Source organism: Anaerolineales bacterium (assembly GCA_015075625.1).
In the GTDB taxonomy this organism is placed as follows: domain Bacteria; phylum Chloroflexota; class Anaerolineae; order Aggregatilineales; family UBA2796; genus UBA2796.
On record JABTTZ010000003.1, the window covers coordinates 741,232 to 762,995 of the forward strand.

Below are 21,764 nucleotides of genomic sequence, written 5' to 3' on the forward strand. Positions count from 1 at the left end.
CGCCCCATCCCGACCTTGAAGGGGAATCAGTGGGAGATGTTCTTTTGCGTGTCCACCGTCCGTATGGGGCGTCCGTTGCTGCGCTGCAACGGGCGGGTGTCACCATTCGCGGCTTAGCGCATATCACTGGCGGGGGACTGCTTGAAAACCCACCGCGTATTTTTCCGCCCGGATTAGGGGCAACGATCCGGCGTGCAGCGTGGATTGTGCCGCCCATCTTCCGCCTCATCGAGCGCGTTGGAAAGGTGGACCCGCTGGAGATGTACCGCGTCTTTAACATGGGTATTGGCATGATCGCTGTGGTCCCACCGGAGCAAGCGGAGCGGGCGTTGGCGGCACTCCCCGCAGCCTACCGCATTGGGCAGATCGTGCGCGGGACGGGGGTGATGCTCACATGAGCCGCCCCCGCCTTGTTGTCCTGATCTCCGGCAACGGATCGAATTTGCAGGCATTGATAGACGCTGTGCGGGATGGACACCTCCCCGCTGAGATCGTCCTCGTCGTCTCCAACCGCAAAGATGCCTACGGACTTATACGGGCGCAAACCGCAAGCATCCCCACCCATTACGCTCCCCTGAAACCCTACACCGATTCTGGGCGTGGGCGCGAAGCCTATGACGCCGATTTAGCGGCAGTGGTACACGCCCATCAGCCCGATGTGATCGTCTGCGCCGGATGGATGCATGTCTTCACGCCGGTTTTCTTAGATGCTTTCCCCCATCGGGTGATTAACCTCCATCCTGCCTTGCCGGGTATGTTCTCCGGTACAGAGGCAATTCGACGGGCATTTGAGGCATACCAACGCGAGGACATCAACATGACGGGCTGCATGGTGCATGAGGTGATCCCAGAGGTTGACGCCGGAGCGGTGATCGCCAGTATGGACGTCCCCATTTATGAGGACGACACGCTGGCAGACTTGGAAGCGCGGATGCACAACGCCGAACACGGGCTAATTGTGCGGGCGGTTCGCATCGTTTTGGAGCAGATCAGCGAATGACGCCTTTTCCCACGATTGGTATTCTCGGCGGCGGACAGTTGGGCTGGATGCTCGGCTTTGCAGCAAAGCGGATAGGGTTCACTCTCGCCATCCTTGACCCCGATCCGAACTGTCCGGCAAGCCAAATCGCAGATCGACTCGTCGTAGGCTCATTTCGTGATCCGGCGGCGATCCGCGACCTTGCCGCTGGCTGCGATGTAATCACCGTTGAGATTGAACACGTCGATACCGAGACGTTAGCGGCGCTGGAAGCGTCAGGGGTCAGTGTTCAGCCCTCGGCAGGGACGATTCGCCTGATCCAAGACAAATACCTCCAAAAGACTCATCTTGCCGCAGCGGGCGTACCGCTCCCTCCCTTTCGGATGGTGGCATCCGACACCGATCTAGAGGCGGCATGTGAATCGTTTGGTGTGCCGCTCATGCTGAAAACACGCCGCCTTGCCTATGACGGGCGCGGCAATGCCGTGATCGAAACGCAGGCAGAACTTGAAAAGGTCGTGGAAACCCTCGGCGGCTACGATCAGGGCTTGTATGTAGAGGGCTGGATCCCTTTTGAGCGCGAACTCGCCGTGATGGTTGTGCGGACGCTGGATGGATCGCTACAAACGTTCCCCGTTGTGGAGACGATCCATCGCCGGAACATCTGCCATGTGGTGATCGCTCCCGCCCCTATCTCAACCATCCTTCAGCGTGAAGCGGAGCGGGTGGCACGCTTGGCGGTGGGAGCATTCGGCGGGGCGGGCATTTTTGGGGTGGAAATGTTCCTCACCGAAGCGGGGCGGGTGCTGGTCAATGAGGTTGCCCCCCGTCCACACAATTCCGGGCATTACACTCTAGAGGCGTGCCACACCAGCCAGTTTGAGGCGCATCTGAGGGCAATCACAGAACAGCCGCTTGGCGCGGCGGGCTTGAAGGTTGGGGCAGCAGCAATGGTGAACCTCCTTGGGGCAGCCGTGCCGGAGGCAACCCTCACCCTTTTGGAGGCGGCTCGAAACATCCCCGGCGCAGCACTTTATTGGTATGGCAAGGCGCTGCGGGCAAACCGCAAGGTTGGTCATGTGACACTCACCGGAGGCGATTACAGCGAGATCGCCGCCCCGCTGGAACACCTCTCCGGCGTCACCATCACGCCGCCACCGCAGGTGGGGATCATCATGGGCAGCGATTCCGACCTCCCCACGATGCGCGAGGCGGCGCTCATTCTCCGGGATTTCGGGATTCATTTTGAGATCAACATCGTCTCCGCCCACCGCACCCCAGAGCGGATGGTGGCGTATGCCAAAACTGCCCACGAACGCGGCTTGAAGGTGATCATCGCCGGAGCGGGCGGCGCGGCACACCTGCCGGGGATGGTCGCCGCGCTGACTCCCCTCCCTGTAATCGGTGTCCCCGTCGCAATTGGTCACCTGAACGGGCAAGATGCCCTTTTGAGTATCGTCCAAATGCCAAAGGGAATTCCCGTAGCAACGGTGGCAATTGGCAACGCGGCAAATGCCGGACTCTTGGCAGTACGCCTTTTGGCGGCGGCGAACCCCTCCCTTTTGGAGAAGATGATCGCCTACCAACAAGGGCTTGCCGAAATGGTCATGGCGAAGGCTGATACACTGACCGCACAGGGGTGGGATCACCCTTTTCAGTAGCCTTTATGACGACGAAACTCACCGCATCCCGCTTTCTTGTTATGGCACGGCATTTTTCCACTCATGCGGCTCATTCCGGGCTGCTGCCCCTTGTTGCCGGACTGCCCCACACCCAGATCAAAGGGCGAGAGCGTAGCCTGTGGCGCTATCCCTCCCGCTTTCAGTGGTTTCGCCAAAGGGTGTTCGAGAAGTCCCGCCACCTTTACGGGCATCAAAGCGCCTCGCGAGAGACCGGCGCGATCCTGCGCATGGCACGTTCACGTTCGCCGGGGCTGGTCATGTACCTTTGGGGGGATTTTGATTATCTATATGGCGGGCGTTTTGCCCGACGCTTTGGCTGGCAGACGGCGGCTTGGTTTCACACCGTTCCGGCGCTTTTGCCACAGTTCATCCCCGCTCCACAATCGCTTCGTTATCTTGATCTCGTTTTTTGCGTCAGCCGTTCACAGATTCCCTTTTTTCAGCAGCATCTCCCCGCTGAGCGTGTTCACTTCTTGCCGCTTGGTGTCGATACGGACTATTTCACACCGGATGAGACGATACCCTACCGCCCGTTGTGTTTGTTCGTCGGCTCAACGCTGCGCGATTACGCCCTGTTCAAAGCCGTTTGCGAGCGGATTAGGGCGCAACTTCCCACTGTTGAATTGATCGCCGTGCTGCCCCCCAAAGCCGTGAAGCGGATGCCCGATATTCCGGGACTGCTGATCCAAACAGAGGTGAATGACGACACCCTGCGCCATTACTACCGCACGGCGAGTCTGCTGCTGCTCCCTTTGGAAGATTGCAGTTCGAGTATTTCCCTGACGGAATCAATCGCCTGTGGGACGCCCGTCGTCACGAATCGGGTGGGCGGCGTCCCTGATTATCTTGATGAGTCCTGCGCGTTTCTCCACCCGCCGGGGGACGCCGAAGGCATGGCGGAGTCGGCACTCTGCCTGCTCACGGACTCTGTCTTGAATCAACGGATGCGCCATGCTGCCCGCGCTCATGCTTTGAATTTTTCATGGGAGAAAATACAAGCAAGGTTGTTGGCACTCTATCAAGAGGTTTTGGGGGTCGTCCCCTGACGCGCCCCGCGCTACACTCATACCATGACGAGTCGTGATTCCTTTGCCAAACCTCCCCCACCGCCCGCCGATGCGCCGCGTGTGGTTGCCGTGATCCCCGCCTTTAACGAGGATCGTTTCATCGCCAGCGTGATCCTCAAAACGCGCCGGTTTGTCGATCAGGTGGTTGTTGTTGATGATGGCTCTAGCGACGAAACGGCATGGATTGCTGAACAATGTGGCGCGGTAGTGATCCGCCAGCCAAAGAATTTGGGCAAGGCGGCGGCAGTGAACGTTGGGTTGGCAACGGCACGCGAGCGCGGGGCGGCGGTGGTTATTCTGATTGATGCCGATGGGCAGCAAAACCCGAATGACATTCCAGCGATGATCGCCCCGATTCAAGCAGGGAAGGCAGATATTGTCGTTGGGTCACGCTTTTTGGGGGATAAAAGCCAAACTCCGGCGTGGCGCATTGTGGGGCAGCAGGCGCTGACCATTGCCACAAATGTTGCCTCTGGTGTCCCGCTCACCGATTCCCAAAGCGGGTTTCGCGCCCTTTCTCGTCGGGCGTTGGAGGCATTTCATTTCCGCACCAGCGGGTTTTCCATCGAATCGGAAATGCAATTTTTGATCCGCGAACACAACTTTGTGGCGGCGGAAGTGCCAATCATTGTCAATTATGATGAAGCACCGAAACGCAACCCCTTTAAGCATGGCTTGCAAGTTCTTAATGGGATCATTCAGATGGTCAGCCAAAACCGCCCGCTGTTCTTCTTTGGCGGTATTGGCGGGGCAATTCTGCTTTTTGGCTTGTTGGTAGGGATTCGCTTGGTAAACCAATACAACGCCGATCCTGAGCCAAAACTAGCGGTGGGGACGGCGTTGATCGCGGTAGCAGCATCAATCATCGGGATGTTGACGGTGTTCACGGGGATCATTTTGCACGCCATTCGCGCCGCCATTCATGATCGGTGATTGCCTAGCACATCTTCTGAAAAATTTGACGCACTAGAGCGTTCATAGAGAGCGGTAAATCAGGCGCAGTTGCCCTCATCCCCCTAGCCCCCTTCCCCCGCAAGGGGAAGGGGAACTAGGATTTTTGTGAGGGGGCATCCCCCTCACACACTCCCTTCCGACACATACAGAATATATAGGGTCAACAGGGGAAGCCCTATCGGGACAAAAATCTAAAAGTGACGATGCTTCTGCGCGTAGATTCGATAGCCCTCTAAGGCATTGTCTAATGGCGTCCACAGCCCCCCACTGGTTAGGTGACAAGCCGTCAACGGCAGACGGTAGCGGTATGCCCGCAGTGTTGCCGCCATGAGGTCGCGGGGGAGCAGAATCGTCAGCATAGCATCGTCGGGATCAAGGTAGACCAACCGAGGGAGGTCGCCCGCTGCCAGTTGGCTGGTGAGGATTGCCCGCTCCATCTCGCGCAGGGCGAACGCCCCCGCCGCCGCCTCAAACCCCTCACGCGGGGTAGGGATCGGATCATAGGGGGAGATGGGGCGGAGCGCTTCCCCCCGCCGCTCACCATAGCGGACTTGCCCCAAAAACCAACAATCGGTGACACCCAATGCCCGATAACCAGCATGACGGGTATCCCATTCCGCCGCGCTGTTATTTGCCTGTTGAAATTCAAGGGCAAAGCGCCCCACTGTTCCCTCTGCTGCTGCTTCTATGTAGACATCTGCCCGCTGCTCACCAAGCCGCCACTCTAATGCGGCAAGGGTTGACTTAAGGCGAAAGTGATCGTAAAGCGCCCATTTTCCAGCGCGGTGCGAGTCCGTCTCTGCTTCGCCATGCCCATTTGTGCAGGCGGCAAGGTGGGCAAAGTGGTGCAAACGCACCGCTCCAGCTTTCAAAATGACTGCGCCATCACACTCTGGGCAGCGGAGGAGTCCGGCATCCGAAAGGGCTCGGATCGCCTCGGTGGGCTGATCGCCAATGGTGAGGATCGCCTTCGTATCGGCGCGGCGGGCGGTGAGTGTGGTTGTTAGGCTGTCGTGGGTGCTGACCATGTGCGTTGAATTAGATCAGAATAATTGCGCCCGGGTGTGATTTGCCCCAACACGGTGGCGTGATGCGCTCCGGTAAGGGCGGGGTGTGTGCCGGAGCGGGCGTGCCATGTTTCGTGAGCAAGCAGCGCAAAGACAAGCGCCTCTTTGTTATCACTATCCAAGCCAATATGTTCATGGGTGTGGAGGGGGATATCCCCCAAGAGCGTCCGCAGATGAGCGACGAGGACGGGGTTGCGCGTCCCCCCTCCACCGAGGATTACCTCCCCCAATGGGGCAGGGGCAAAGCGTTGATAGGCGTTAGTGATGCTGGCGGCGGTGAGCTTCGTTAGGGTGGCGATCACGTCGGCGTCGGATAGCCCCCGTTCCCGCCCCTCAGAGCGCCATGCCGCCGCCAACGCTGCCGAAAATAACTCGCGCCCTGTCGTTTTCGGCGGGCGGCGGGAAAAATAGGGGTGGGTCAAAAGCGCCGCTAACCATTCCTCATCGATGCGCCCAGAGGCGGCGATGTGTCCGTCGAGGTCATAGCCCTGTGCGCCAGCGGTAATCGTCGTGACAAGAGAATCGATCAAGGCATTGCCCGGTCCCGTGTCAAAGGCAAGCGGATCGCTTTGCGTATCGCTGAGGGGCGGTAGAAAGGTGACATTCCCAATGCCGCCAATGTTCTGCGCCGCCCGCCAGTGGGTGGGGTGGCGCAAGAGCAGCCAATCGGCATAGCCCGTCAGTGGTGCGCCTTGTCCGCCAGCTGCAACATCGCGGGGGCGGAAGTTTGCCACGGTCGTGATCCCCGTCCGTTCGGCAATCACGGAGGCTTCGCCAATTTGGAGGGTGGCGCTCACTGTCCCATCCTCCCTGACGGCGTGCCAGACAGTCTGCCCATGAGAGCCGATCAGATCAACCGCCTCAGGGGTGATTCCCGCAGCGGCAATTACGGCGAGGGCGGCAGCGGCGAAAGCCTCGCCTACGGCGACGTTCAGTTCGCACAGGGCGTCGATCCGCCCCGGCGCGTAGGCGGCGAGGACGGCAGAACGAAGGTCGGCGGGGTAGGGGATGGTGAGCGCATGGCGGATCATAGCGCTCAGGCGAGGCGGTGTACCAGATATCTCACACAGGGCAGCGTCGATTCCATCGGCGGATGTGCCGGACATCAAGCCAACGATGCGCATTAGCCGTCCTTAAGACGTTCTGCCACAAAATGCAAAACGCCCGCCCACCCGCCATGACGGTAGGCGTCTACAAGGTCAGCTTCAGGCGCATCTAATTTAGCCATTTCGTAGCTTTGATCCGGTGTGTGGGACAATCCCAAGAGGTAATCCGTACTAACGCCTAACACTTCAGCAAACTTCACCAAATTCCCAATAGAAGGTTCGCTACGTCCGCCCTCATAACGGTTGATTACCACGTTGGAAATTCCAGTACGCCGTGATAACTCCACCTGAGACATGCCTTTTTCTTCACGGGTTGCTCGAAGGCGGTTTATTCGGAAGGTCATAGCTGGGGGCTTAACAAGCATTTTCAATCTATGGCATTGTATCGATACAGTTTAAGTTGAACTATATATGCATAAGAGGCAGCAAGGCAACGTTCCCAAAATACCCTTGCTGCCACCAGTCCCTTGAAGGAGGGATGATGAAAATTCTACCACATTTTGTTTGGCGTGTACGTCGCCCACTGATGACCATTGGACTTTTAGCGATTGGTGCAGCCTTGCAGAAACACGCTGTGTATGAAGAAGGCGAATTCGCCGCTTATAAACAGCATCTTAACGCCCAAACAGAAGAAACACCGGCTCACCTTCGCCGCAAATACGAGGATCATGCCGAGGGTATGGCGCGAATCGATCACATCCGAATGATGCTTGGGTTAGCTCCAGACGGGATAGAAACGGAGCTACCATAATGAACTACATGCGTCTATTGAGACACAAAATTGAGACGTTGACGGCACAGATTGCCGCCCTTGAAGGGGAATGTGCTTATTTGCTGGCGAAATTTGATGTTGAACAAGCCGCACATACGGCGTACCGCGAACGCATTGCCGCGTTGGAGGCGGAACTTGCGGGTGTGAAACGTTCAAGGGATTACTACCGGACAATGAACGACCTTAATTTAGCGGAAAACCGCGATCTGCGTGATCAACTGCGCGGCAACCCCTACAACGACGATTTCTATAACGAGAGCTAACCTTCTGCCAGAGAGGGCGACTATTCGCCGTCGCCCTCTGTTGATCGGTGTGTCTGTATGTCTACTGTTGCTTTTCAGCTAGGGCGTCGATGGCTGCCTCTATCGCACGCAGTCCAGCAGAAACATCTTTCCCACAATGCAAGCGAATGATCCGCATCCCCTGATTTTGGAAGATCTCAAAATCACCGTCTGCCTGTACCGCCCGCAACACGCCAAAGGTGTAGCGTTCGCCGGGAATGGCAATGTCCGGCGCGGTGTCCGTCGTCAGTTGGACGAAAACGCCCTTTCCAGAACCACCCTTATGCATCTGACCAACCGTGTGCAAACTACGCGGGAAGATATTCACCATGACTGCCCGCTTCAGGACATGCCGCGCCCGCCGTTGAATGTCGTTCAGGGTGGCTGTCTGCGCTACATCGGGATTAAAAAAGGGCATGAAAACGACGTAATCGCCAGAGCGTGCCAAGGAGAAAAACGCCGCCAGCGCCCCGACCAACGCTGATCCGCGATATGCACGCTGCGCAGCAAGATCACGGAGCAAACGCCCCATGCCCTCTTCGGCAATCAAACGCAGCCCTCCTTCGGTTTGTTGGGGGGCGTGTTTGGGGAGCGTCCTCGTTGTAGCATAATCATCGAGAAGGCGGTGAATAAGCCGCCGGCTCTCGTCCACATTCGGCGTGGCAAATGGATTCACCCCTAAGACCATCGCTGCCACCACCGTCGCAAACTGCCACCGGAAAAACTCTGCCCCAACATCTGTCCTATCGCGCAGGGTGAGGGTCACCATGGGGTGTCCGGCTTCGCGTAGCCGTTGAGCGCTTTCATCGGGGTTCTCCGTTGAATTCTCTAGGCGAAGGTAGACAAAGAGGCGATCATCGTCGTAATCGTGCGGCATTCCCGGCGTTGGCGCAACGACGGGGATCACACTTTTGCCGTCTTTTCCCAAGCCCTCGGCAATGAGCGGCTCAATCCACAGGCAAAGAGGGGCAATCTCCGGCGCGGCAAGTAATGCCAGTTTGTCCCTGCCCTGCAATGCCATCGTCCCCATGAGCGCCCCTAGCCACAGTCCGGGGTGGTTGTTGCCCATGACGCCCGCCGCACACGCCGTCTGCATCTCTGCGCCAGCACTCAAGACCCCTTGCACATCGATCCCACACAGCGCCGCTGGCAGCAAGCCATAGTAACTGAGTGCGGCATAAGCGCCGACCAAATGAGGCGGACAAAGGAATATCTCACGAGCGCCCAAACGCCGCGCCTCTGTTTCAAGGGGGCTGCCCGCCTCGGTAATGGCAATGAGATGAGCGCCTGCCCCGCCCTCTGGAAATTTCGCCACAACGTAACGGAGAAGGGCAAGCGTTTCGATTGCCTTTCCCGAACGGGAGGACACGACGACACAGGTCGTCACCATGTCCAGCTTGCGCTCCGCCTTCGCAATCGCGATGGGGTCATTTGTATCGAGGATAACCAGTTCGGGGGCGTCTGGCTGGCTGCCAAATATCTCCCAAAGCGTCTCGCCTGTCAGAATACTGCCACCCATCCCAATGAGGAGAATATGGGTAATGCCCTCGGCACGAAGTTCATTTCGGAGGGCAACCATGCGCTGTACATCCGTCCGCCCATCGGTAGGCAAAAAGAGCCATGCCAAGCGGTTGGAAAGCGCCTCGGCATCATCGGGAGAGGGTTTCCACAACAGCGGATCACGCGCCCAGGTGCGGGTGATGCTCAACTGCCCGCGCAAGCGTTTCATCGCTGATTCCACCAAGCCCTGATAGACCCCCAAAACAAGCGACTGCCGTTTCATGAACCCGCTCATGAGCGTCTTGCGTTTGCCATCGACACGGGTGATCAATTTGCGGAAGGCATCGCCAAAAAGTTCTTCCTCGTCGCCTTGCAAGCGGCGGGCGATCAGTTCCAAATCGATCTCTAATTCTTCCGCCCGTTTAAGCGTTTCGGCGGCGGTGGGCATATCCAAGGCGGGTATTTCTGGCGGCGGCGGATGGGCGGCGAAGGCATCTAGTGTCTGGCGGGTGGTGAGGATATACGTATCCGCACTGCCTACCATATTAAGGTACTCTGTTTTTGCAATGGTCGGCGCGTTGGGGTCAACAGCGCCCCACAGGATGGGCTGGATGTGCGCTCCCGCTTCCCGCAGACGGGCAAAGCGTTCGCCATAGAAAAATTCTTGAAAGCGATCATAGGCGCGGCGGGCATTGGCAGCAGCAACCTTCCCTAACAGGGCGCTGTAGAGTGTGGTACGGTGAATATCGGCGCGGCTCTGCGCCATACGGATGGAGTTCTCCAAACTGTGATTCACCAACCCCTCGACGCGGGCAAGGTCAACTTGGACAACCGAGGCAACCTCACGAACGTTTTCTCCGGCAAGGGCGCGGCGTTCTAAGGCGCGGATGTAGCATTCGGCAACATGAACATAGCCCCGCAGCGAAAACACCCCGCTGATGTGGATATTCACACCGCTAAAAAGCGCTTCCTCAATTGCTGTCAGGTTCGTTGGTTTGCCGAGGATGGTGATCATTAAGTTGGGGCGGTTTACCCCCCGAAAAACGCGAATTGCCTCACTGAGGAGCGTTTCAGGGCGTTCGGTGTGCGTGGGGGGCAAATCCACACAGACGAATCCCCCCCTTCCCTCGGAGGATTCATACAGGGGGCGGAGGAGGTCTGCCGCGGCTTGGAGATCGTCGGTCAGAAGGCGGCGGAGCGCGGTGAGGGATTCACTTTCCAGCAGTGTCCCCAAGTCGTCATCATATGCCGTCCCCTCGCCAATGGCGCGTTCGAGGACAGTGGGGTTTGCCGTAAACCCGATAATGCCCTGCCGAATCAGGCGTTCCATTGCCCCAGAGCGGATCAGATCACGGCTGAATTCGTTGTACCAAAGGTTATATGTCATGGGAAAACGTTTTTTGAAGTATTTATTGATTGATTGCAGTACCCTCACTGGTTGGACGGCAACCAGCCTTCTTACAAAAAGGACGGGCGTCGTTCGTTTCCCCCGTGATCACCACCGCCTAGCCCATCGGTAAGTCTATCGTGATATGCGGGACTGTCAACCACGAAGGGGTCAATCGCTTTGAAAAATACAGTGGGATACGGCTTAAGCATACCGCACCCCGTACCTCTTATCATGGGAAGAGGTTAGGCTCACCCCTCTCGAATCGCCACCGCCGCATCGATCATTTCGTAAATACGCAAGCCGTCATCCCGCCACAGGCTGCCATCTCCAACGAGGACAATCCCATCGTCATGCTGCTCTATCCGCTTGATGTGAACTTCCTTCCAGATGCGCTTGTTTAGCCGTGTGACCTGACCACGATAGCGCCACACCGTTTTATGTCCCGCCGCTTGCGCAAAGTGTGGCGCACGCAGCCCCACCCCCAAGCCCAGCGCCAACGCATACGCCTGCATCCCCTGAAGGGTTGCCTCCACACCGAGCGATCCAGGCATCACCGGGTCTTGGTAAAAGTGATTGGTGAAGAACCAGTCGCCATGTTCGATGTTTTCCTGCACATAGAGATAGCCTTGCCCATACTTTCCCCCGTTGGGGACGATAGACACCCCGTCAACAAAATCCAACTGCCCCCCAGAGAGGCGATACTGCGGCTTTCCTACCGGGGCGCTGTGCAAGCGGGGGAGATCAAGCGCCGTCGCCGTCATGCCCGAACTTTCCAGCCATGTCGGGACAGGCTTACCTTTATCCAACCCAACCTGATTCGCCATTGCCTCTGCCGTGAAACAGCCAAACGAGGCGCTCCCCTCGTAAAATGGCTCTCCCTCGGTGGAGAGGGCAAAGGTGAACTTTTGCAAGATGATTCCCTGCATTGTAATGGAGGATGTCATCGTGACGTGGTTTGTAATCGTCTTTCCGCGCAGATCAAGATCGCGGTGAAGAATCCCGTCGCCATCAAGGTTGCGGAAGTAAAAATCGAGATCGGGGTAGACGAGCGTCGATCCCAAATAGGCAGAGAGGAAGCCGCAGAGTTGAAGCGCCATCTCCATATAAACGGAATAGGGCGTGCCGCCGCCAGCGTTATCACGGACAAACCAGGGGTGATCCGGCACATCGTATTCACTGACAATTCGTGAGCCAGCAGCAAGATCGTGCCGTTTCCCATGAATTTCGGTGATGCGGCTGACGAGCAGCAAATCGCCATTGGGAATACGTGGGGCGCGGCGGTCACGGTAGATGCTGTATTCCTCGCCAAAACAGCGGACAACATCACCGAGGGCGAATTCATGTATATCTGCCTCGGTGAAAATAGCAGGTTTGCGCACTCGAATCAACTGCCCGCTAGAGACGCGCACCGCCTCTCCCTCGCTGGAAGGGTCGGATGTAGGGGGAGGGAGTGCTGCTGGCGACGAGGCAGCAGCACTCCACTCTCCGCTTAGGTGGGGTTGAGGCGCTTTCCCCGCCTGAAGTTGCTCAACCAAATCGCGCAGGGCTTCCGTCCGCCCGGCAAGGTAAGCGGCATGATTGCCATGCGCCGTGCCAACATCAAGGGCTTGGCGCGGCTGATCGCCAAGCGTCTGGTAGAGCGGGGCAAGCGTAAGCGGGACGCGCTGGGCGACCAAGCGCGCCAAAAGGCGTACCAGCCCTGTCTTGTCATCAACCCCCGGTTGGTTGGCGGCAACGGCAACATGAGGACGAACTCCTAGTGTTTCCGTCACCCAACGGGCGCAGGCGTTACGTGGTCCGATCTCAATGAAAATTCGCGCTCCGTCGTCATAGACGCGGCGGACAAGGCGCGGAAAATCAAGCAGTTTCACCGCCGCACGGCTGATGTTATGCCCCAAAACACCCTGATCCAAGACCGTTGGCGCGTAATCGGCAGAGGCATAGAAGGTGACTCCGGCGGGGCGCTCATAGACGGGGCGGTGATGGAGGGTGAAAAAGTGAGCGTAATCTGGCACGGCGGGTTCGCAGTGCATAACCATGCTGAAGGGGGCTTTCATATGTTCGCCCTTCAGCGCCTCCAAAATGCGTTTGCAGGCAGCCGGATCACCAGCGATGGTCACCTCGTTGGGCGTGTTGATATGCGTCAGAAAGACGCGAGGTTCGCGCTCCAAGAGGGGAATCACTGCTTCCGGCGAAGCGGCGATGAAATAGACTGCCCAAAAATCATCAGGGGCGTTATCTGGGACGCCAAAGACAGCACGGACGGTTTCCTTACGCCCAAAAAGGCGTGTCCACAAGGGGGATTCGTGAAGGTGAACACTTCCCGCATCGCCGTCTTTCCAGACGCCCATTCCCCATAACATGCTGCCTTCACCAAGGCTGTAACCAAAGGCGCGGGTGGGAGCAATTTGGAAGGTATCTCGCAAGACGCGGCTCATGATGGTGGCGAATGTCATCCCCGCTTCCATCATAGCAGGGGGTGTCCCCTCTAGTTTTTCACGGAAAAGCCGCCAATCTTTTGTGCTGGATTTTGCCAACGTTCGCATGTAAAGCGCCCGATCCCCTACCGAGCGCCCTAGATCACTCGTTGCATCGCGCAGCGCCCCATAGAGATCGGGGACGAGGTGAAAGAGGTCTTGCCCCATGCGTGGATAGGCGCTGAATGCACCCGGATAGACAAAGGCAACTTCCCCCCGCAGCGGTGCGGCGCTAAAGCTGCTACCAGCAGGGGTTGTCCATGTGCCACCCTCGCTAAACGCTTTGGGAACGCCCGTCCGTGCTAAGGCGATCTCCTTACGCAGCCCATCGGCATTGGCGGCGACGAGGGCAACGACGAAGGATGGATCGCTCATAAGTTCATAACGACGGTATTGGTCGCTTGCCACAGGGAGCAGATCAGAGGCGCTATTTAGCGCCGTTTCAAGTCCATCCAAGCCGTTGAGTACAGCGGCGGCGTTTTCCCCCCCAACGAGGAATAAATACGGCGGAGCGGTAGCAAGTGCGGAATCAAGGTCGTCTGTGTAAGGGACACCTACTGCCTGTTCCAAAACAGCGTGCGCCGCCGCTCCAAAGCTCACGGCGGCACGGCGTGTACGGTCAAGCCACGCCTTCGATGCACTTAGTGTATAAAAGGGCGTTCCTCCCCAGAGTTCAGGGCGTTCCGGTGCTTTCCATGCGGGCAAGGCAGGCAAGAACCATCCCGCCACCGCCAGCACCCCTCGAATCAGCCCTAGCATCCCTCCATAACCGCCGCCCACCGCACAGGTCAAATCGCTATGCTGGTAGATAGGGGCAATCACCCCCATTTCCGTGAAGGATTCCGGTACCATGTGGGTGAGTTCAAGGTAACCAATGTGGGCAGGTGTGACCCCTGCCCGTGCCAGTGCCTCAGCGGGCATCATGGCGATCGAACGTAGAATCGCGTAAGCGGGCGCCCCCTCGGCGCGGCTCAGGGCAACAGCGCCGCCTGTGTGCGGATCATCGGAGACGAGGATCACCGTATCAAATGTCCCCACCCCTAACCATCTAGCCGCTTCTATAAGGGCGTTTGGGACATCCCCCGCAGTGGCAATCTCGCCAACACGCCCGGTGGGGGTATGTCTGGCGGCATCTTGAAGGGCGCGGGCGACGAGATCAGCCTTGTTGGGCTGTTCTCTAACAGGATTAAGGGCGGCATACATGGCGTTCATGAACGCCGCTGGAGTCATCCCCGGCACGGCAATGCCCACAATAGCAAGCGGCACACCGCCGGGAAGGGTTAAGGGGTCTGAGGTCATAGCTAAGGTATCTCGCAATCCGTCCCATCCGCACAGGGCGAACAAGGGTAGAGAATAGGGCTTTAGGTTTAGGTAAGCGGTGGTCTATTGACGAATGGTGCAGGTTGAATTGGTGCGGGAAGGGTGTTCTTAAAGAACATCTCAATCAGCCGTTTGTTGAGGGTGATCTCCGAGGCATCCACCGCAATATAGATAACGCCCTGTTCATCATGGATATTCAGGTTACAAGTCACATTTGTTTCGGTGATCTTCGTCGGCTCTAGGGTGACGTAGAACGGTATGCCAAAAGGAATGTCGCGGTAGACGCGGGATTCCCCCGTCGCCAGTGGAAGGCTGCCCATCTCGTAGGTCAGCCGCGCAAAGATTCCCAAACTTTGCAGTGCCACATCCACCGCATAGTGGTTGAACGCTCCCACCGGAAACTGTCCCTGATAGGGCAGCGGTACGGGATCAAGGTAACACGCCATCGTCGTGCGCGTCGTATCCATATTGAGGACGGTCTGCACGCCGCGAAAGCTCCAGCCATGAAAGACGATTTTCGTCTCATAGAGAGGCAGTCCAGCGATATTCGCCCGATTTTCCAAATCCATCCGAGAGAAAACGGGCGCAGGGGGACGCTCCCGAAGAAGGATGGGGTCAACCTGATAGTGATAGCGCAGTTTCCCCTCCGCTGTGCGGCTGCTGATTTTCGCCTCAAAGGTGATCCGTTCGGCGTCTTTGCTTGTCTCGCGCAGTTCGAGAGTGTATTCGGGGGCGAGGGTCTCGTCAAAGACGATTCCCTTCAGAACTTTATAGCTTTTGTAGCCGTAAAAGCGGTAGCCCGGGTAAAGCCCCTCAATCGTGTTCGCTACCCACGAAATGGCACACACCATTGGCAAGACAGCGTTTCCATTGACAACGTGATCACAGAGGAAGGGGTTATCTTCCAGCCGGATCGCCCGCTTCACCTGATAACTTTGCAGCGGTGTATCGGTCAGAGCGGGCGGCGGGAGGGCGATTCCGCTGCCAATGACGATTTGTGCATCCGCCCCTGTGCCGAGGTCAAGCTCCTCGATCAGCATATCTGCCCCAGCGCGTTCGGGGATCAAGGTGATGTTATTCTGGGCGAAGAACTGCTTCAGTGCCGGACTGACCATGCCCCCTTCCCACGGACCCCAATCCACAGCGAGGACGCGACATTCCGGCGCGTCATGGCGGAGGCGATAGGCAGTTTTGTTCAGAACTTCGTTTGCCAGCGCGTAATCTGCCTGCCCCGCATTGCCGAAAAAGCCCGCCACGCTGGAAAAGAGGACGACATGGCGCAGCGCGGAGAGACTTACCGCCGCCAGCATATTCTCCAACCCGCGCACTTTTGCGGCATAGACGGTTTCATAATCCTTTTCCGTCTTTTGTTCGATGCGCTTATCCGCCAAATTGCCTGCGCCGTGCAAAATTCCGCTCACCGTTCCCAGTTGGGACTCAGCGCTGCTGACGGCGGTGCGGATGGACGCCGGATCGGTCACATCGGCGCTGTAATAGAGCGCCCGCCCGCCCGCCGCCTGAATCGCTTCCAACGTGGCGATGATCTCGCGCCGTGCTGTGATCGCGTTGAACTGCTTTTGGATTAAGGCGGGTGTTGGTTTTTCCCCCGCGGCAGAGATCGCCGCCATGATTGCCTTTTTCAATCCAGCGTCGTCGCTGATTCCCGCCGCAAACGCTGGTTCGGGGGCGCTGATGTCCGAACGTCCGAGGAGGATGAAGGCACAGCGGTACTGCTCCGCCATGCGGATCACACAGGTTGCCGTGATCCCGCGCCCACCGCCACTGACAAGGAATACGGCAGCAGGTGTGATTGAGGTGATTCGTGATGTCAAAAGACGTTCTATCCTATTCTGTAGGAAGGATGCAGTCTGCTTGCTCATAAAGAACCCGGCACAAACGCGCCGGGCTAAGAGCAGTCATTCATGTTACCGAAGGGCGCAATTGCGCCCATACTTCGGCTTAGGCAGGGGTTAGCTGTTCTGTCGCCAGCGTCACACGCCCACCGGCGCCTATACCAACCTCTACCGCTCCCCGATTGGGGTCGTGTAGTTCAGCAAGGATGGCGGCGTTGGCAGCTTCTGGTGAAAGTGTCGGGGCAAGGTCAAGCGCCCGACAGAAAACGCCCGTCCATTCCAGATTGACCGTTTTCGTGATGCCATTCAGCCCGCCTGCCAATGCCGGGTAGCCAACGCCGCCCATCCCTAACCACCCATCCATCCGGGTGACGGTCATGAACACCGTCCGCCCATGTCGCGCCGCCTCATTCAACGGCGTTTTTAGATGCTTGGCAAGGAAGAACACACCCTTCACCAGTCGCCCGTCGTGGTCAGGAAACAAGCCGTTCCCCAAACCAACGGGGTGAATATACAGGAAGACGCTGATCGCTCCCTCATTCCCGCTGATGGTGTTCACCAGCGTCCCCAATGCTGCATCGCTGAGATCAGCGGCACGATAGCGATTGATGCCCGCCGGATAACTCTCCCCGCGCTCCCACAGATCAAGGATGACCACGCGCCACCCCATCGCTTGTAGCGAGGCTGCCAAGCGTGGGTCGGGGTCGCCCGCCAACAGACAAACGGACCCCGGCTGTGGGGCAAACACAAGCATATCGGGCGTTGGCAGATAACGCAGCCGCACATCCATCCGATCCACACCGTGATTCGTCCGGCGCGTTGGCGGTGGGGGTGCGCTGTCTGGGCGGGAGGGCGGTTCGGCGCTGACCGTGACCGCCTCAGCCGCCCCTAGTGTAAAGGGCTAGGGACGCCACCCCCAATGTGGGCGTTCATGTACTCGACAATCTGACCGAGTGTGCGCAGTTCGGCAAGTTCTTCCGGCTTCAATTGGGGTAGTTCGGGGAATTGATCGCGCATGGCGCCGAGGATTTCGACGCGCTTGATCGAGTCGATCCCCAAGTCCGCTTCAATATCCATGCCAAGTTCAAGCGTTTCCGCCGGATAGCCCGTCTTTTCGCTGACGACATTCAATAGCGCCTCACTGAGTGCTTTTGCCATCCCCGCATTTGCCGGCGCAGAAACGGCGTAACCGTTAGGCGTTGGTAGAGGGGCAGTACTTGCCGCCACGCTTGCCGTGCTGATACTTGGCACACTCACCGCGCCGCTGATATGGGCGTTCATGTACTCGACAATCTGACCAAGTGTGCGCAGTTCGGCAAGTTCTTCCGGCTTCAATTGGGGCAATTCGGGGAATTGATCGCGCATAGCGCCGAGGATTTCGACGCGCTTGATCGAGTCGATCCCCAAGTCTGCCTCAATATCCATGCCAAGCTCAAGCGTTTCTGCTGGATAGCCTGTTTTCTCGCTGACGACGTTCAGCAGCGCCTCGCTGAGTGCTTTTGCCATCCCCGCATTGACAATGGGGGCTGCGGCAACAGGCGCTACCATAACGGGGGCTACCACGGGTGCGGCGGCGGGGGGTGAAACAACCACCGGCGCGGGCATAGGCGTTGGTTTCGCCTCCATTGTTGGTGCGGGTGGGGGCATGGACGGCGCAGCGGGAACAGCGGGGGTGGAGACAATCGCTGGTGTTGGGATGGGAGTTGGTTTCGCCTCCGCCTTCGGCGGTATAGGCATTGGTGGGGCTACTGGGATTGCCGCCGCAATGGGCAAGGGAGGCGGAGTAGAGGCAGCGATAGGCGTCCCACCCGCTAATGCCCCAGAGAGCGCGGCATAGCCCGCCCGAATGATCTCCACGTAAGCGTTCAACTGATCCGCTTGGCGGGCAATGTAGGATTCATGCGCCCGGAGTGTTTCCGCTTGTTGTTCGCGGAAAAGGGCAATGCCCTTCATCACAGCATCGATCACCCCCGGCGCTGGGTTTTGCGCGGCAAGCGTCGCCTGATTCTGCACCAATTGGAAGAAAAGGCTCATCGCCTCGGCTTGGTGCTTGAGGTACTGCTCCTGAAGGCGTGTCATATCGGCTTGCTGTGCGCTGAAGGAAGTAATGCCGCGCTCTAAAGTTGTCAAAACATCCCCCGCAGGGATAGGTGATGGAGAGGGTTGCGTATATGCAGCATGACTCCCATTCACAATGGGTGCCGTTTTCATCTCAGGTATCACAGGCGCAGTCATGGGCGCGGTCATGGTTACAGTCTCCATCACGGGTTTGGCGGGTATCTCCTCGGCGGGTTTTGCCGGGGGCGGGGTCACAGTGTTCACAGGGAGCGGGGCGGTGGGCGTTTGGCTCAGAAGGCTGAGCTTCCAACCGTCATTCATCAAATCGCGGGATGCTTTGCGGGTTTTCTCGCTGATGTAATTTGACCCGCCGATCTTCACCTGCATTCCCTTTTTCTTGGGAAGCGATGCAGGGGGGGCTGCCATGTAGGGATCAATCTGCCCCATCTTGACGCCCAACACACGCAGATAGGCAACGCCCTCGCGGAACTGCCGATCCGCATCTTTCTGGCGGCTGCTATTGAGGGCAACTACGCGGTGTGGACGCTCACCCAGAATATCTTTTACAAGGTTGGTCAGTACAGAACGCGGACCGACCTCCACAAAGACGAAACCGCCATCGTTGTAGATGTTCTCAATCTGCGCCCGGAATTGCACCGCTTGCAAGATGTGATCCGCCAACATGCCTTGCATGGTGGCAGGTTCGTGGGAGTAGGGCAGTCCTGTTGCGTTGGCATAGACGGGGACAGACGCCCGCCGGAAAGTGACGCCTCGCACGGCTGCGGCAAAGGGCGCGTGGGCATGACCAACCAACGGCGTATGGAAGGCGGCAGAGACTTGCAAGGGGGTGGTCTTGTAGCCCTTCGTCCCTAAATGCTGCGCGGCGCTTGTCACGGCGCTTTTCGCCCCGGCGATCACCGCCTGTGTGGAGGAATTGTGGTTGGCAACACGAACGCCAGTAAACACCCCCAACTCGGCAGGGAGGGCGGTAATCTGTGTTGGTGTGCCAGTCACGGCGATCATTGTTCCCGCCTCAAAGGTTGGGCCAGCGGGGGGCGACATTGCCTTCCCCCGTGCGCGGACGAGGGCGAAATAATCCTCGTCGCTGAGCGCACCGGCTGCCCAAAGGGCAGAAAGTTCGCCAAAGCTGTGTCCGGCAAGGAAATGCGCCTTAAAACCCGCTTTTGCCAAGAGCCGCCACATGCCGGCGGATACAGCGCCAATAGCAGGTTGGGCATATTCTGTGCGCTGCAATGCGTCGTTTTGGGCGTTGCGAACGGCTTCCTCAAAGGTGGGCGGCGGAAATACCACGTCGGAGAGGGTCTCCGCCCCATCACGGGCAAAGTGTCCATCCAACGCGGCGAAGGTCTCACGCAGTTCGGGGAAATTCAAGGCAAGTTCACGCGCCATCTCCACATACTGCGACCCCTGACCGGGAAAGAGGGCGACGACACGCCCATTGAGTTCCAACCCAAATTTACGGTAATAAATGCCCTTCGGGTGGGTCAGTTCCTCAACGTCCGGCTTAGCGCGGAGCATGTCCAGCGCGGTTTTGATCATTTCAGCAGTTTCGATGGGGGTTGCCGCCGCAAAGCCGATCCGCGCATGGTTCAAGGGAATATCTGGTTTTCCCGTGACGAGTTCACGGTAGACCTGTGCGGCGTTTTCGGCATTCAGCGCGGCAATCCGCGCCTCTGCTTCGCGGATCAGATCGGCAGGGCTTGCCGCATCGATCACGATGGGCTGTACGGCACGGTTGAGGCGATATTGTCCCCGTTGTTCGCCCTGATATTCTTCAACGACAACATGGAAGTTTGTTCCCCCAAAGCCGAAGGCACTCACTCCAGCGCGGCGCGGCATTCCATCACGAGTAATCCAGGGACGCGCTTCCGTGTTCAAATAAAGCGGCGAGTCTTGAATCCCCAATTTCGGATTTGGCTCACTGATGTTGATCATCGGCGGCAAGATTTTGTGATGGAGGGCGAGGACGATCTTGATTAAGCCCGCCGCACCTGCCGCCGCTTTCGTATGCCCAATCTGAGATTTCACACTACCGAGGGCGATCCGCCCTTTGTGGGGGGTGAATTCCTTGAAAGTGCGGGCAATCGTCTGTGCCTCGGTCAGGTCGCCCGCCACCGTCCCCGTGCCGTGCGCCTCGATCAAGCCAACCGCATCGGGCGTGAAACCAGCATCGTCGTAGGCACGGCGTAGGGCGCGTTCTTGCCCCTCGCCACGCGGGGCGTAGATGCTCTTGTAGCGCCCATCGCTGGATGTTCCAAGCCCTTTGATCACGGCGTAGATGCGATCCCCATCGCGTTCGGCATCTGCCAACCGCTTGAGGACAACCATCCCGACGCCCTCACCCACCATCATCCCGCTCGATTCGGTGTCAAAGGGGCGCGGACGATCCCCCTTCGAGAAGGCGGGCGTCTTACTGAAGCACATATACATGAAGATGGAGTTGTCGGTATCAACCCCGCCGGTGATCATCATGTCGGCACGGTGGCTGACCAATTCCAGAACTGCCAAATTCACGGCACTTAGGGAACTGGCACAAGCGGCATCAAGGACAGTATTCGTCCCGCCAAGGTCAAAGCGGTTGGCAACCCGCCCAGAGACAACATTCCCCAACGCGCCGGGGAAGGCGTTCTCCTCCCATTTGACATATGCCGCCTTCATCTTTTCCACAATCACCGGAATATCGCCTTCCGGCACGCCCACGCTGCGCAGCACACGCATCCAAATGGGGTATTGCAAGCGGGAATTGAGCGGGCTAATCAATTTTTGCCCGCCGCCCACCCCCAAGACAACACCCGTCCGCTCCCGAATGTGATCGGCGGCGTTCATGTAGCCGGCGTCAATGAGGGCATCCCGTGCCACGACAAGCGATATCAACTGGGAAGTATCAGTCACTTCCAGAATGTTCGGGGGCAGACCAAATTCCAGCGGATCGAAGTCAATTTCAGGGAGGAAGCCGCCGCGTTTACAGTAGGTCTTGTCAGGGGCGGTGGGGTCGGGATCATAATAGTCATCAATGCGCCAGTGGGTTTCCGGCACATCAATGATGCTATCCACTTTCCGCAAGATATTATCCCAATAACTGGTGAGGTCAGGCGCTTGCGGGAAGACGGACGCCATACCAACGACGGCGATGGGATTCCGGTGTAATTTCATCGGTTACAATATACTCCAACATTGCCCATGCAGGGTGCGGCGGGCGGGTGTTCATCTGAGGGGTATAAACCCCGTATTGATCTA

14 protein-coding genes are annotated in these 21,764 nt (G+C 58.0%); 6 read left to right on the forward strand and 8 right to left on the reverse strand.

All coding sequences use genetic code 11. The features are described 5' to 3' along the window. Positions 1–394: 394 nt before the first annotated feature. The 4 genes from purN to HS103_17425 are packed head-to-tail and all read left to right on the forward strand — an operon-like array spanning position 395 to position 4,661. Complete coding sequence (gene purN / locus HS103_17410) at positions 395–1,000, forward strand: phosphoribosylglycinamide formyltransferase (protein ID MBE7514579.1); 606 nt, start codon at positions 395–397, stop codon at positions 998–1,000. Next, complete coding sequence (purK, locus tag HS103_17415) at positions 997–2,640, forward strand: 5-(carboxyamino)imidazole ribonucleotide synthase (GenBank protein ID MBE7514580.1); 1,644 nt, start codon at positions 997–999, stop codon at positions 2,638–2,640. The genes purN and purK overlap by 4 nt, the downstream gene beginning before the upstream one ends. 5 nt (positions 2,641–2,645) lie before the next feature. Beyond that, positions 2,646–3,707 (forward strand): glycosyltransferase family 4 protein, encoded by a 1,062-nt coding sequence (locus HS103_17420; GenBank protein MBE7514581.1) that lies wholly within the window; start codon positions 2,646–2,648, stop codon positions 3,705–3,707. A gap of 24 nt (positions 3,708–3,731) precedes the next feature. After that, positions 3,732–4,661 carry a glycosyltransferase family 2 protein gene (locus HS103_17425; GenBank protein MBE7514582.1) on the forward strand — a complete coding sequence of 310 codons (930 nt, stop codon included), beginning with the start codon at positions 3,732–3,734 and terminating at the stop codon, positions 4,659–4,661. Positions 4,662–4,873: 212 nt separating this feature from the next. On the opposite strand, the gene HS103_17430 is transcribed toward HS103_17425, so the two are convergent. From HS103_17430 to HS103_17440, 3 genes are read right to left on the reverse strand one after another with little or no spacing between them, the layout of a single operon-like run. Continuing rightward, positions 4,874–5,710 carry a hypothetical protein gene (locus tag HS103_17430; protein MBE7514583.1) on the reverse strand — a complete coding sequence of 279 codons (837 nt, stop codon included), beginning with the start codon at positions 5,708–5,710 and terminating at the stop codon, positions 4,874–4,876. Then, entirely contained in the window at positions 5,686–6,873 is a 1,188-nt protein-coding gene (locus HS103_17435) for an anhydro-N-acetylmuramic acid kinase (protein ID MBE7514584.1), read from the reverse strand. Before HS103_17435 ends, HS103_17430 begins: the two co-directional genes overlap by 25 nt. Then, positions 6,873–7,199, reverse strand: a complete 327-nt coding sequence (locus HS103_17440; protein ID MBE7514585.1) for a helix-turn-helix transcriptional regulator — start codon at positions 7,197–7,199, stop codon at positions 6,873–6,875. Before HS103_17440 ends, HS103_17435 begins: the two co-directional genes overlap by 1 nt. A 182-nt stretch (positions 7,200–7,381) precedes the next feature. On the opposite strand from HS103_17440, the gene HS103_17445 reads away from it, so the two are divergent. Together HS103_17445 and HS103_17450 are read left to right on the forward strand one after the other, a co-directional pair. After that, positions 7,382–7,606, forward strand: coding sequence for a hypothetical protein (locus tag HS103_17445; protein MBE7514586.1), 225 nt, complete (start codon positions 7,382–7,384; stop codon positions 7,604–7,606). 17 nt (positions 7,607–7,623) lie between these two features. Continuing rightward, complete coding sequence (locus HS103_17450) at positions 7,624–7,890, forward strand: hypothetical protein (protein MBE7514587.1); 267 nt, start codon at positions 7,624–7,626, stop codon at positions 7,888–7,890. Between the two features lie 61 nt (positions 7,891–7,951). On the opposite strand, the gene HS103_17455 is transcribed toward HS103_17450, so the two are convergent. From HS103_17455 to HS103_17475, 5 genes are all read right to left on the reverse strand, one after another. Continuing rightward, the gene (locus tag HS103_17455; GenBank protein ID MBE7514588.1) at positions 7,952–10,795 is read right to left on the reverse strand and encodes a bifunctional transaldolase/phosoglucose isomerase; all 2,844 of its coding nucleotides are present in this window, start codon (positions 10,793–10,795) and stop codon (positions 7,952–7,954) included. A gap of 251 nt (positions 10,796–11,046) precedes the next feature. Then, positions 11,047–14,574: a hypothetical protein gene (locus HS103_17460; GenBank protein MBE7514589.1), complete on the reverse strand. Its 3,528-nt coding sequence runs from the start codon at positions 14,572–14,574 to the stop codon at positions 11,047–11,049. Positions 14,575–14,642: 68 nt separating this feature from the next. Continuing rightward, positions 14,643–16,427: an SDR family NAD(P)-dependent oxidoreductase gene (locus tag HS103_17465; protein ID MBE7514590.1), complete on the reverse strand. Its 1,785-nt coding sequence runs from the start codon at positions 16,425–16,427 to the stop codon at positions 14,643–14,645. Between the two features lie 127 nt (positions 16,428–16,554). Further along, a complete protein-coding gene (locus HS103_17470) occupies positions 16,555–17,247 on the reverse strand; it encodes a hypothetical protein (protein ID MBE7514591.1) in 693 nt (230 codons plus the stop codon). Positions 17,248–17,336: 89 nt separating this feature from the next. Then, complete coding sequence (locus HS103_17475) at positions 17,337–21,680, reverse strand: acyltransferase domain-containing protein (GenBank protein MBE7514592.1); 4,344 nt, start codon at positions 21,678–21,680, stop codon at positions 17,337–17,339. Positions 21,681–21,764: the final 84 nt, after the last annotated feature.